This is a genomic window from Bacillus sp. UNC125MFCrub1.1, from assembly GCF_000701305.1.
Lineage (GTDB): Bacteria > Bacillota > Bacilli > Bacillales > Bacillaceae > Bacillus > Bacillus altitudinis.
Genome location: NZ_JNIG01000012.1, coordinates 37,921 through 50,056, shown reverse-complemented (window position 1 = coordinate 50,056; position 12,136 = coordinate 37,921). Strand labels below are relative to the sequence as shown.

The 12,136-nt window shown below is 39.7% G+C and carries 15 protein-coding genes and 1 other annotated feature (1 of these 16 cut by a window edge); of the genes, 4 read left to right on the top strand and 11 right to left on the bottom strand.

The features are described from left to right. Positions 1 to 156 (bottom strand) — a binding site (T-box leader) (it extends 66 nt beyond the left edge of the window). 102 nt (positions 157 to 258) lie between these two features. Continuing rightward, positions 259 to 588, bottom strand: coding sequence for a DUF4257 domain-containing protein (locus tag N521_RS09630; protein ID WP_008343006.1), 330 nt, complete (start codon positions 586 to 588; stop codon positions 259 to 261). 425 nt (positions 589 to 1,013) lie between these two features. On the opposite strand from N521_RS09630, the gene N521_RS09625 reads away from it, so the two are divergent. Both N521_RS09625 and N521_RS09620 read left to right on the top strand, forming a co-directional pair. Beyond that, positions 1,014 to 1,817 carry a YtvA family blue-light photoreceptor gene (locus N521_RS09625; protein ID WP_007501884.1) on the top strand — a complete coding sequence of 268 codons (804 nt, stop codon included), beginning with the start codon at positions 1,014 to 1,016 and terminating at the stop codon, positions 1,815 to 1,817. 285 nt (positions 1,818 to 2,102) lie between these two features. Continuing rightward, positions 2,103 to 2,798: a sunset domain-containing protein gene (locus N521_RS09620; RefSeq protein WP_035391064.1), complete on the top strand. Its 696-nt coding sequence runs from the start codon at positions 2,103 to 2,105 to the stop codon at positions 2,796 to 2,798. A 60-nt stretch (positions 2,799 to 2,858) separates the two neighbouring features. On the opposite strand, the gene N521_RS09615 is transcribed toward N521_RS09620, so the two are convergent. The 8 genes from N521_RS09615 to N521_RS09580 form a co-directional block, all read right to left on the bottom strand. Next, positions 2,859 to 4,169, bottom strand: coding sequence for an ABC transporter permease (locus tag N521_RS09615; RefSeq protein ID WP_017358351.1), 1,311 nt, complete (start codon positions 4,167 to 4,169; stop codon positions 2,859 to 2,861). Next, positions 4,159 to 4,857 (bottom strand): ABC transporter ATP-binding protein, encoded by a 699-nt coding sequence (locus tag N521_RS09610; RefSeq protein WP_017367892.1) that lies wholly within the window; start codon positions 4,855 to 4,857, stop codon positions 4,159 to 4,161. The genes N521_RS09615 and N521_RS09610 overlap by 11 nt, the downstream gene beginning before the upstream one ends. Positions 4,858 to 4,878: 21 nt before the next feature. Next, a complete protein-coding gene (locus N521_RS09605; protein WP_035391062.1) occupies positions 4,879 to 5,862 on the bottom strand; it encodes an ABC-2 transporter permease in 984 nt (327 codons plus the stop codon). Further along, positions 5,856 to 6,734, bottom strand: coding sequence for an ATP-binding cassette domain-containing protein (locus tag N521_RS09600; RefSeq protein ID WP_035391061.1), 879 nt, complete (start codon positions 6,732 to 6,734; stop codon positions 5,856 to 5,858). The genes N521_RS09605 and N521_RS09600 overlap by 7 nt, the downstream gene beginning before the upstream one ends. Further along, positions 6,727 to 7,119: a GntR family transcriptional regulator gene (locus N521_RS09595; protein ID WP_017358353.1), complete on the bottom strand. Its 393-nt coding sequence runs from the start codon at positions 7,117 to 7,119 to the stop codon at positions 6,727 to 6,729. The genes N521_RS09600 and N521_RS09595 overlap by 8 nt, the downstream gene beginning before the upstream one ends. 17 nt (positions 7,120 to 7,136) lie before the next feature. Continuing rightward, complete coding sequence (locus tag N521_RS09590; RefSeq protein ID WP_008342991.1) at positions 7,137 to 7,316, bottom strand: hypothetical protein; 180 nt, start codon at positions 7,314 to 7,316, stop codon at positions 7,137 to 7,139. Between the two features lie 260 nt (positions 7,317 to 7,576). After that, complete coding sequence (locus tag N521_RS09585) at positions 7,577 to 7,918, bottom strand: hypothetical protein (protein ID WP_035391059.1); 342 nt, start codon at positions 7,916 to 7,918, stop codon at positions 7,577 to 7,579. 137 nt (positions 7,919 to 8,055) lie between these two features. Then, on the bottom strand, positions 8,056 to 8,331 hold the full coding sequence (locus N521_RS09580; protein ID WP_019743687.1) for a YtzC family protein: 276 nt from the start codon (positions 8,329 to 8,331) through the stop codon (positions 8,056 to 8,058). 152 nt (positions 8,332 to 8,483) lie between these two features. On the opposite strand from N521_RS09580, the gene N521_RS09575 reads away from it, so the two are divergent. Then, positions 8,484 to 9,449, top strand: coding sequence for a tRNA modification radical SAM protein MnmL/YtqA (locus N521_RS09575; protein WP_035391057.1), 966 nt, complete (start codon positions 8,484 to 8,486; stop codon positions 9,447 to 9,449). Then, a complete protein-coding gene (locus tag N521_RS09570) occupies positions 9,446 to 10,024 on the top strand; it encodes a tRNA 5-(aminomethyl)-2-thiouridylate-methyltransferase MnmM (protein WP_035391055.1) in 579 nt (192 codons plus the stop codon). Before N521_RS09575 ends, N521_RS09570 begins: the two co-directional genes overlap by 4 nt. Before the next feature lie 19 nt (positions 10,025 to 10,043). Here the strand turns inward: N521_RS09570 and N521_RS09565 are convergent, their stop codons facing one another. Further along, positions 10,044 to 10,820: a sporulation protein gene (locus N521_RS09565; RefSeq protein WP_035391053.1), complete on the bottom strand. Its 777-nt coding sequence runs from the start codon at positions 10,818 to 10,820 to the stop codon at positions 10,044 to 10,046. Between the two features lie 221 nt (positions 10,821 to 11,041). Continuing rightward, positions 11,042 to 12,121 carry a tetraprenyl-beta-curcumene synthase family protein gene (locus N521_RS09560; RefSeq protein WP_019743684.1) on the bottom strand — a complete coding sequence of 360 codons (1,080 nt, stop codon included), beginning with the start codon at positions 12,119 to 12,121 and terminating at the stop codon, positions 11,042 to 11,044. Positions 12,122 to 12,136 lie beyond the last annotated feature (15 nt).

The window sequence follows — 12,136 nt, the reverse complement described above, 5'->3', positions numbered from 1 at the left end:
GCTCACTTAATATCTTTAACGCAGACATGCGACAGAAGCTTTAACGCAACTGCAACTCTGAGGCGAGTTCAGAAGCAGATTTGATTGACTTTCACCAGCCGTCAATTCTCTAAAGACAAATACTGCTTTCCTACTACTCCTCTTCACTGTTCTTATCGTAACCGTCATCTAAGTAGTATTTTATAGAATTATGATCATAAGTGCAAGCAGGTTTGTATACAATGGGAATGTACCCTAGACTAGGGTAAAGTGAGGATATTATTCGTGTGGAGATCGGTTATGACGGTTGGAGCCTGCATCCTGTGAACGTTCTTCTCTCACAAAATCGAAGCTTCGCAGAACTGCTTCTCCTCCGTAACCTGAAATAATGGATAAGATGATCAAGTGCAGACTAGATTCGGGATTTGAGGATAAGACAAGCAGTGTAGCAGCAATCATCCCAACGAGCCAATCTTCAATAAACCCTAGATAAATAAACTTCTTTGTCATTCTGGGCTTCTCTAGCCTGCCTTTTTTCTTTACGTGACCGAGAATGCCCATGACCCCTCCAATGGCGCAAGCAATAATGACTTGTTGCAGCATTTTCATCACCTTCCTAAAGCCCTTAGAATAGTAAAGCGACTTCAGGCTGTCCAGCCCCCTGTAATGCCATTCTGCTGTTCCGTCATAATCCATGTAAAAGGTCTATTCTCTCTAACGAAGAAAAAAAGCTTGTTTCTTCCATTATATGTGAATGACCCAAAAACAATCTTGATGCATTGGAATCATTTTTACCTAATCCATATTAACTATTTTTGTCATTTTATGAATTTTCCTCAAATGATCCCTTCTTTTTCTAATGAAAAGTCTCCTTACTTACTCTATTCTAATGGAGGACAAACTATGATGACAAATTTAACAAAGCGATTGCAATCATTGAAACAGAACATATGTTATGTTACGTTTAAAAAGAATTCATTTGGTTTCAAAAAAACCATCTTAAATGTCTAATAGTAGCAGCAAAGGAGGGTAATATGGTCAGCTCGAACATCTTCGGATTGCAAAAACAGCTTGAACTCATAAAAAAAGCGCTGGATCATGCGCGGATTGGTGTTGTCATTACAGACCCTTCTTTAGAGGATAACCCTATCGTTTATGTGAATCATGGCTTTACACAAATGACTGGATACAAACCAGATGAGATTCTTGGACGTAATTGTCGATTCCTCCAAGGAAAAGACACAAATCAAGAGCAACTTGCCTTAATACGTCACGGAATTCAAAACAAAACACCTATTACCACACAGCTCAAAAATTATAAAAAAGACGGTACTTTTTTTTGGAATGAACTCAATATAGATCCTCTATACATTGAACAAGATGACAAAACATTTTTTATTGGCTTTCAAAAGGACATTACAAAGCAGAAAGAATATGAACAACTCCTAGAAGATTCCTTACAGGAAGTCACCTCTCTGTCGACGCCAATTGTCCCAATCAAAAATGGTGTTTCCGCTCTTCCACTCATCGGAAAATTATCAGAAGAACGCTTTGATGCCATCGTCGCGAAGTTAACTTGTATATTAGAAGATTCAAAGGATGATTATTTAATTGTAGATCTTTCTGGTTTAATCGATGTCGATGATTCCGTTGCAGCGCGAATTTTCAAACTGCATCACCTGCTGAACTTAACTGGAACTGAACTCATCATCACTGGGATCAAACCACAGCTTGCGATGAAAATGAAAGACTTAGATACAGACTTCCAGAATACGATCACTTACTTAACAGTAAAAGAAGCAATCAAAGGATTGCCATTAGCTGAAAACCCTGTATAAACAGGGTTTCAGATTGTTGACAAAGGGCTAAAATGATCTTTATTTTAGCCCTTTGTCTTCTTTTCAGCGTGATAGAAAACCTTTGCAGTCTAGGAAGGACGAGTACCGGAGCGGAGCGAATTTCACATTCGTGAGCACCGGCACACAGGACTGACACCGAATGCGAGGGTTTGTCTACACGCTGAAAACCCTGTTTAAACAGGGTTTTTTTAATTGAACCGCTCCCCAAAATGGAAAAATGAGGTATGATAGGTGTAAATAGCGATTTAGGGGGGCTGCTAGACGATGATGTTACTCATCATAGGTCTTTTATGTATTTGTTTCGCCATAGGATATGCCGTCAATTTCTTATTACTTAAACACCAAAATCAACCAATCTTTTCAAAAAAACTCTTCTATCCTTTTTTGACCATTGGTCTTGTTTTTTCTATTATGTCATTACCGTTTGCCGGCACAGGTGCTCCGAAGGCACAAGCAGATCCATCTTCTGAACAGCTGCTGAAAGAGCAAAAACAATTAGCATCTGACATTTCTCGTCTAAAGGAAGACAAAGAAACGCTGACAGCCTCTTTAGAAGACGTGACCAAAGAAAAAGAAAAGCTATCCAAGAAATTAGAAAACATCACCTCCGAAAAGAAGACAGTCAAACAGCAAGAAAAAACCATCCATGAGCTTGAAGAGAAAATAGACAAGCTAACCTCTACAAACGAAACACTCAAAAAAGAACACCAGAAAGTAAACAAAGACACCACGTCATCGGCCCAGCGATCTGCTCCTAAAGATGATGGGGCCAATACTGGCGGTCATGAGTCACAAAAAGAAACAAAAAAAGAATCTGCCGCCTGTAATATTAAAGGAAGTGTCAACGGCATATATCACACACCAAGTAGCAGATACTACTCACGGACAAAAAACGTGACCAAAATGTTCTGCTCCGTAGAAGAAGCTGAGCGTGCAGGGTACCGGGCACCAAAGCAATAGACATCTTTTGACGATAAAAAAACCTCCTGTCAGCCCAATATAGGTACAGGAGGTTCTTCTTTAAATTTCTCTTCTTAATGCTGTTAATACATTCGTTTTTGTCGCCTTACGTGCTGGATTGAGTCCAGAAATAATGGCAACTCCTGCACTAATCACTGTTGCTGTGACCACAAGGCTTAGCGGTATATAGGAGAAGGTGATCGAGAATTGATCGCTTGATGCTCCCTCAGACATGGAAGACAAAATCGCTGGAATGATTAAATTCACTGCAAAACTAACGATGTACGAGATGATAATCCCGATGATCGATCCAATCACCCCAATATAAGCACTTTCCATGAGGAACATTCGCTTAATAATGGAAGGATTCGCACCGATGGCTTTCATGATCCCAATCTCTTGTGTCCGCTCTGTAACGGCCATTGTCATCGTATTGAAAATGCCAATCGCCGAAATAATGACCGCAATACATCCAACAAAGATGAGTCCAATTTTAAAGACTGTAAAGAACATATCCATTCCTTCAAGCTGATTCGTCACAGAGATGACTTGATAGCCGTCATCTGTCAGCTTATCTGTGAGCGCACCGACATTGTCGAACTTATCAGCATAGACAGACGTCATTTTTTCGACATTTCCTGCATCAGGAGACAGATCGAGCACTTGACTAAATTCTTTTTCATAAGCATTCGGAATAAGAATTTTATGATCCTGCTGCCACTCCAAATTCGGTTTCTTCAATACACCGACGACACGGAAATCGAACGTCTTTTCTTTCACCACTTCATTTTCTTCATTCAGTTTTGGTACCTTGATTTGAATGACTTTGTTTAAAATTTCCTTCGTATAGCCTTTTGGCTCTTCCGGTGTCTCTTCACCATTTGATGTCTGATTCATTTCTTTTTCATAGTCTTTTCGTTCTTTTTCCGTCCAAAGTTGTTCTGCCATTTGATACCCAACTACAATTTCATTCGCCGATGTTGGGACTTTTCCACGGTCTAGTTCAAGGCCTGCCTCTTTTTCTTCTTTCATATCTGTCAGTACAGCCTGCGTATCACTTGAGCGATTATCGAGCTCGACGTGAACCGATGGAATGATTGACGTTCTCGCAACGACAGATTTCGCATGATCATATTTCTTTAAATCGTCAACCTTGACGTCACCTTTTTCTTTGCCTAACACTTTAATTTCTGTGATAATTTGTTGTTTCATGATTTCATCTTGAGCCGATTTTTGCAGACCAAAACCAACTGACGCTAGAACGATTAAGAAAGAGCATGCCATTGTCGTTGCAAGTATGGTCATAAACACACGCAATCTATTTTTCTTCATATTTCTTCTGATGAATTTGACCTGATCTCTAAATTTCAATGGACTGATCCCCTTTCTTTAATACACCATCATGAAGCTGGAACGTTGTGTCTGCGATTGAAGCGACTTCATCGTCATGTGTAATGATGACAAATGTAATTCCTTTTTCACGATTAAGCTGTTGGATAAAGGCTAGAATTTCGCCTTCAGTTTCTGAATCCAGACTGCCTGTTGGCTCATCCGCTAAAATAATAGACGGATTAAGGATCAAGGCTCTTGCAATACTCACACGCTGCTGCTGTCCACCTGACAGTTCATTAGGATAATGTCCTGCGTGATGTTCCAGTCCAACTCGTTTCAGCATTTCCTTTACTTTCACTTTTCGCTCAGACGGCTTCACACCTTTTAAAGTGAGCGGAAGTTCAACGTTCTCATATGTTGTTAAACTCCCGATCAATTGAAAGCTTTGAAAGATAAAGCCAAAATGATCTAACCGAAAGTCTGCCCATTCTTTCTCATTAAAGCCGGTCACATTGGTGCCATCAACGATAATTTGTCCGCTTGTTGGCGTAATATATCCCGATATTAAATTCAGTAAAGTTGATTTCCCCGAACCGCTTCGTCCGACGATACATGCAATTTCGCCTCTTTTAATAGACAAGTCAATGTCTTTGAGCACAGGAATCTCGTTCTCCCTGCCCTTTTTCCCAATTTTAAACACATGATCTAACGATTGAATTTGAATCATCTCTACTCCCCTGCTCTCTGTTTATCTTTTTCGATAGATTAAGAAATAACTCGTCAGTGCACCTACAGCTCCACCGATGCACATACCAACAAAATATCCAATTAATGAATCTGAGGAAAAACCAACCCAGCCAAACCCTAAGACTCCGAACACGATCACCATAATTTGAATTGGGCGATCCATTATTGAATAAAGGAAGAATCGGCCATTTCGTTCAATTGGATGTTTAATAAAGCTAAACAAGCCAATAAGGTAAAATAGCAACATCATGACAATTGGAATGATGTATTCTTCACCATTGAACCAAAGCGGATATTCCTGATAAAAACTGTTAGCTGTAATATAAGTAATGGGGGAAATGGGCGTGATCAAATAATTAAAGATTTTATCCAGCCACATCCCGCTTGTTTTAAAGATAAAATCTAAATGAAGGATTGGTAAACCAATCACTAAGTAAGGTAAAATAGCTGTACTGAATCCAACGATCGCTTGAGAAATGGCACTCCCTGTTAAAGTACCTGCTGCAAAAAACAAACTATAGATCATCAAGGCTGACAACAACGCAGAGAAATAATGACTGTTAAATCCAGATGTCTCTATTGGACCAAGACCTAATTTTAATAAATAAATGATCAGGTATGAAACAGCGTGAACACTTGCAATGATTCCTGCACCTAAGAAAAACTTTGTATGAAAGATGGAACTTCTACTAAACGGCAAAGATACGGTAAAGTCCATCTGCCCTTTATTTCTTTCAAATCCTAGCTGAATCACAGCAAAAAATATTCCCATGACCCATGAAAGTGAGAGAAATGCGTCCGTCTTAAAAATATAAGTGAATGTTGTTGTATCCATTAGACAGTCTCGGTTTTCTAAACAATCTTGAAAAGATGAGTATTCCATTAAAAAGGATAATGGCGTCGCAAATACCGCAACAAGCATCACTAAAATGAATGTCAGCTCAGACTGCTTCCATTCCTTATATAACAATTGCCGCTTTACCATCTGCGTTTCCCTCCAAACTTCGCAATGAATACTTCTTCTAAATTTACAGGCAGTTCATGCCACACTTTTGGTTCAAGCGATTTCAAATACTCTTTTGCTTCTTCATCTGTTTTGAGTACAAGTGCTGTATAGAACACACCCGCTTGATCTAAAATGGCAACGCCTTTTTTTCTAATACTTAAGTTCATATCCTCTTCAAATGCCATCTGGATTTTAACGTAGTCATTCTTTAATTCATCTAAATCCATAACACTTGTGAGCTGATTTCCTTCCAAAAACCCGATTCGGTTACACATACGCTCAATATCCTCTAAACGGTGAGATGTAATTAAAATCGTTGTTTGTCGTTCTGCCACCTCGTCAATCATCAGCTGAAGAACGTCATTTCTTGTGACTGCATCAATCCCGTCTGTCGGCTCATCTAACAAAATGACTGCTGGTTTGATGGCAAAACTTAAAATGAGGGACAGCTGTTTCTTTAAACCTGTCGACAATTCACGGTATTTCACTTTTTCCGGAATCTCATACCGGTTCACAAGCTCATTGGCATATGTCACGTCAAACTTTGGATACAGTTGTTTTAACAGCTTCACAAGCTGTCCATAATTGTACCGGTCAAAGTAGGGATTTACGACTGGCATATACACAATATTTTGCTTCACTAACGGGTGGTCTTTTACGAGTACATCTTTAAAATAAATCTCTCCTTCATCTGGAAGAAGGATTTGCTGAATCAAGCGAAGCAGTGTTGTTTTACCAGAGCCATTCCGGCCAAGCAGACCAAAGATCTCTCCTTCGCCTATCTTGAAGGAAACGTCGCTGAGTACTTCGCGTCCATTTAATTTCTTTGATACATTTCTGACCTCAATCAACTTGGTTTCCTCCTTTTAGACTTGAGCCGATCTCCTCCAACCACTCTTTGAGTTGATGAATATCAATACCGGCATAATGAGCTTCAATAATAAGCTGCCTTAATTGCTCCTTCATCTCTAACACCTTCCCTTCATTCAGCTTTAACTGTGCACCTTCTGTCACATACGTTCCACGGCCTCTTAATGTTTCAATAATTCCTTCTCGTTCAAGCTCTTTATACGCTTTGCTGACGGTGTTTGGATTCGCAATAATAATGGTGGCAAGCTCTCTCACAGAGGGCAGTTTGTCACCTGGTTTCATCACGCCTTTTAAGCACAAAATTTTTAACTGCTCAATGATTTGTTCATATATTGGTGCAGCGCTTCTTGGATCTATTTGAATCATGATGGCTCCCTCTTTTCTCATTCATGCTTTTGCAGTCCTATCGCTTGATCATGTCCTTGCATTAAAGGGACCGAATTTGGAATAAAATCTTTTTGAACTTCAAAACCAATGAAAACGAGAACGAAAAAAAATGTACATGCTAACGCAACAGCCAGCACCATCCACTTTAAATTGATTGGTTTTTTTTCTTTTTTCATGGTTAAACACCTTTCTTCACGTTTAAGTGTCTGTAGTGTATTAGTTGATATAGTACACTTAATACAATATAGACACTTGATTGAAAAGTCAAGAGACTTTAGAAAAAAATTGGCAGACGAACCAGATAAAATGACGAAGCTACTTAAAAGCTTTCGGAAGCCAGGTTTGCTTCTGGTTTAGGGTGTTCATCACTTTCATAATCGCCTGAAAAAGTGCATAATAAAAGACCCCGAATATTGAGGTCTCTACAATGTTTTAATTAGATACTATTACTTTGTTTTTGGACTTGCTTTTTGGACTTGCTTTTGAACAGGATTAGCACCCACCATACTAATAAAAATATATAGCCTATAACTGTAAAGATAGACCAAACTGCACCCTGTCGCAATTGACTAAATAAGTGTTCAAATTCATTCATTCCTTCTACTCTACCAATGCTATTTATCAGGCTAATAATCGGAATTGTAACAGTAATTCCAATGGTTAGAATGGACAATCCCCTATGTTTATTTTTCACAACACTGAATATTGCGGTTCCTAATGTTGCTAAGAAAAACAAGTAATATAATGCCCAAAACCAATCAGGAAGAGTCTCCAACATTTCTTCTACCCCCTTGAAGATATTTTCAATTTCTATATATAACATACTTTAACAGAATAAAAACCTATTTATCCAAAAACAACTTTGCGAAAACAGCCAAAAAATAAAAACAGACCCTTAAAAGAAGGATCTGTTCATCATTCGTTCTCGTATGAAATACCTAAAATCATTTGGTTTTGCAGACTTTGAATTTGTACACGCGTTCTGTCTAAACGTTCTCTTTGCTGATCATTGGCGACATCTTTTAACTTTTCTAATTCATTCACTGCATCCTCTAGCATGAGCTGCGCTTTTGAAAATTCTTCCTCGTTATAATGTTCTTGACGAGAGCTCAAATCAAACTGTTCGCTTGCAAACTCAAGAGTCTCAGTGCTTTTTTGGACAAATTCATCGATTGATTTTCTTGTTGCCATCTTGCCATTCCTCCATTTCATCATTGCTCTCGCCTATTTTGCCCACGTAAAGCTTTTTCACTAAAGAAAATGTTGGACAGATTCAATTGTCCTCTTTCGTGATTTTTGTTAAACTTTAAGGATGCCTATTATTATGCAAGGAGGTTACTGACTTGGATCAGCATAACCCTTTTTTATATTCAAACAGCGAAAAACGTTATCACACATGGAATTATCATTTGCGTGAGCACTTTGGTCATAAAGTATTTAAAGTCGCATTAGACGGTGGCTTTGATTGTCCAAACCGTGATGGTACTGTCGCACATGGAGGTTGCACATTTTGCAGCGCAGCAGGATCTGGTGATTTTGCAGGGAACCGTGCGGATGATCTCATCACTCAATTTAATGAAATCAAGGACCGGATGCATACAAAATGGAAAGACGGAAAATACATGGCGTATTTCCAAGCTTACACAAACACACATGCGCCGCTGCCTGTTTTAAAAGAAAAATACGAAACCGTTATGAACCTGGATGGAGTGGTTGGTTTATCGATTGCCACAAGACCTGATTGTCTGCCAGATGACGTCGTGGAATATTTAGCTGAGTTAAATGAGCGGACGTATCTATGGGTTGAACTTGGTCTACAAACTGTACATGAGCGGACAGCGATGCTCATCAACCGTGCTCATGATTATGAATGCTACGTAGAAGGTTTAGAAAAACTGCGAAAACATGGCATTCGAGTCTGTTCACATATCATCAACGGTCTTCCTCTTGAAAACCGAGATATGATGATGGAAACAGCAAAAGCTGTCGCTGATTTAGATGTGCAAGGAATTAAAATTCATCTACTTCACCTGTTAAAAGGAACACCGATGGTGAAGCAATATGAGAAAGGCAAACTAGAATTTCTCAGCCAAGAGGAATATGTCCAGCTTGTCTGTGATCAGCTGGAGATCCTGCCCCCAGAAATGATTATTCATCGTATTACAGGCGATGGTCCCATTGAATTAATGGTAGGTCCAATGTGGAGTGTGAATAAATGGGAAGTGCTCAATGCCATTAATGCTGAGCTTGAAAGACGTAACAGCTACCAAGGCAAACGCTTCGTCAGATTGGAAGAAGCGGCAAAATGATTTTAAAACGGATGCTCCCTTTTAGTAAAGAGCTGTTAGAGCGTGCTTGTCAAAAAGGAGATATTGTCATTGATGCAACGATGGGAAATGGCCATGATACACGCTATTTAGCTGACCTTGTCGGGAAGGATGGACAAGTTTTCGCATTCGATGTACAGAAGGAAGCCATCGAGCAAACAAGCAAAAGACTTGGTGAGCACTACCCTTACGTTCACCTGATCCATGACGGACATGAACAACTTGCTGAGCATCTGCCAGCCGAAGCTTATGGTCACATATCTGGTGCAGTGTTCAATCTTGGGTACTTACCAGGAGGCGATAAAACCGTCACGACTCAGGCTCATACGACCATTGAAGCGATCAAACAGCTCATGGATTGGCTTAAGCCTGGTGGTCTGATCGTTCTTGTGATTTACCACGGTCATCCCGAAGGAAAAAAAGAGAAGGACATCCTTCTTGATTATTGCAAAACACTCCATCACGAAGAAGTACAGGTGATCTCTTATCAATACATGAATATTCAAAACGATCCGCCCTTTGTGGTAGCCATCGAAAAAAAACTCAAATCCTCTTAATGGATTTGAGTTTTTTTATTTAATAAGCGTATTGGTCAATGATTTCTTCAAGCACTACTTCCAGCTCTTCTGCATCTGCAAGCTCTGATTGAGTAAAGCGGACACGTACAAGCTGTTCTCCGTCATTATACATTTCTTCCAGCCAGCCACGCAGCCCTCTTGCTCTGCGGTCAACTTCAAAAATGAGATCTAGCCCCTCTTCATCAATGAAGAAAATCACCTCTAACTCATCAAGCATTTGACGATAATAGTCGGAAGTCGGTATGAACTCAAACTCTTGAACAAAGGGAAGGCGGCGCCTGAAATAAGGTGCTTCTTCACAGTCTGCTTCATGAAGGTGAAAGCCTAAGTTTCCGACAGCCTCAAGCACACGATTCACCCAAGGGTGCGCGCTTACGAAAATGCGGTCATGATCAAATTTATCAATACCACCTTGAATATCAAGGTCTGTCACAACAGCCACCTCTACTTTACCTACAGTCATTGGTGTATCAAGAGGAAGGTGAAATGAGAATGTAAACTGCTGAGCTTCCGCAGGCTGAATCGTGAATGATTCAGTCACTCGGACAGAATGGATGGTTGTGTGTTTTCGTTGCTCTTCATCATCTTTTACAATGGTGTACCATGTTTTCAACTTTAAATCAATATAGCGAATATCTTGAGGCACTTTTCCGCCCTTCACATGGACTGTTCCCTTTACTTCTTCTCCCGGTTCATACGCATCTTTCTCCAAAATTGTATCCACTTTTGCTGCACCGATTCCTACACTTGCTGCAAACTTTTTAAAAAATGACATATTCGACCTTCCCCTTTTTTAAGTTTTTCAACAAATATACGTCATAAGGAGTAGATTCGATTCATTATATCAATACTTTTCTCCTATTTTTCGTACACTAAGAATAATATCGGCAGCAAATAAGAGGATTGTAATGAAAAAAGAGGATACAAGCGAAACAGTTCAAAACAAAAAGCTTGTAGAAAAACATTTTCTACAAGCTGATGAGCTTACTTTATCCTTTATGAAGATTTCATCCAAGGCATTTTCTGATAGGTGCGATAGGCTCTGCCATTGATATAGAAAAAGAACGATGTTTTCCCGCTTGATTTGATCAACCGCTTTGCCAGCTTGTTCATCTCTTTTTGGGCTGTCACTTTTTCATCAGACAAATAGACCGCAAGTAACCCTCTATTGATTAGTTTGTGAAAGTTCTCGTGTGGAATGCCTTTCAGCTGTTCATCCGCTTTTTCAATAAAATGCTGTAGTCTATCCATCATCTCATGATGAGAGTTGTAGTACGAGCAAAAATTCAAATCGCCTTCCAGCCTGTCCTCTTCTTGGTCGATTAAATAGTCCAGTAAGATGTGCAGACCTTGGATATAAGGGAAATAACTTTCGTAAATTTGCTTCGCCTGCTTCTCTGTAAAATCAGGCTGCAGTGCATAAGCCACAAGACAGAAAATGCCCAGCGTTGATCCTGCACATGCGGAAAACTCATACCACTCCATCTTCGGTAAATCCTTTTCATACTGGCGGAACCATGACTCTAATCGAGGTTCACGCTCATGAGGAACCACATGCTTATGTACTTGTAAATCACTATAATAATCACACAGCGTATGTAAATAGGGCTGAATGATCGGATAATGCGCTAGACGTGATAACACATTTTGGCATGTCCTAACAAGCGCATGCAGATATCCATGATCCTCTTGATCATCACGGAATTGATAGTACGGCTTAAGCTCCGCATGAATATCGAGTGCATCTCTCATTGCCTGATGCAGCATATGAAAATCCTTTGGATCAAGTGATGTACTGCGGTCACACAAATTATCTAAGTAATCGCTAATCGTTTGGTACGCCACAATGAATTCAATACACGTTTCCTTCGCTTCACCTGCAAGCAGAGATAAAATTCCCCCGCCTTCACAGTGAAAGGTTTTACTGGATATGCTCGCTAGTGCCTGCGTTCTCAGTTCTTCATTTTCAATCATTTCTGCATGAGCCCGCCACTTTTTTAGCTCCTGATGAACTAGCGGAAAAATATCTTTATACACCTTCGTCATCAGTGCAAAAGGACGTTCTGGTACTGACAAATCAATCCACCCCCA

Coding starts and splice junctions, on each gene's coding strand:
- N521_RS09630 (WP_008343006.1), bottom strand. CDS start 588: ATGAAAATGCTGCAACAAGTCATTATTGCTTGCGCCATTGGAGGGGTC.
- N521_RS09625 (WP_007501884.1), top strand. CDS start 1,014: ATGGTCAGCTCGAACATCTTCGGATTGCAAAAACAGCTTGAACTCATA.
- N521_RS09620 (WP_035391064.1), top strand. CDS start 2,103: ATGATGTTACTCATCATAGGTCTTTTATGTATTTGTTTCGCCATAGGA.
- N521_RS09610 (WP_017367892.1), bottom strand. CDS start 4,857: ATGATTCAAATTCAATCGTTAGATCATGTGTTTAAAATTGGGAAAAAG.
- N521_RS09605 (WP_035391062.1), bottom strand. CDS start 5,862: ATGGTAAAGCGGCAATTGTTATATAAGGAATGGAAGCAGTCTGAGCTG.
- N521_RS09595 (WP_017358353.1), bottom strand. CDS start 7,119: ATGATTCAAATAGATCCAAGAAGCGCTGCACCAATATATGAACAAATC.
- N521_RS09590 (WP_008342991.1), bottom strand. CDS start 7,316: ATGAAAAAAGAAAAAAAACCAATCAATTTAAAGTGGATGGTGCTGGCT.
- N521_RS09585 (WP_035391059.1), bottom strand. CDS start 7,918: ATGTTGGAGACTCTTCCTGATTGGTTTTGGGCATTATATTACTTGTTT.
- N521_RS09580 (WP_019743687.1), bottom strand. CDS start 8,331: ATGGCAACAAGAAAATCAATCGATGAATTTGTCCAAAAAAGCACTGAG.
- N521_RS09570 (WP_035391055.1), top strand. CDS start 9,446: ATGATTTTAAAACGGATGCTCCCTTTTAGTAAAGAGCTGTTAGAGCGT.
- N521_RS09565 (WP_035391053.1), bottom strand. CDS start 10,820: ATGTCATTTTTTAAAAAGTTTGCAGCAAGTGTAGGAATCGGTGCAGCA.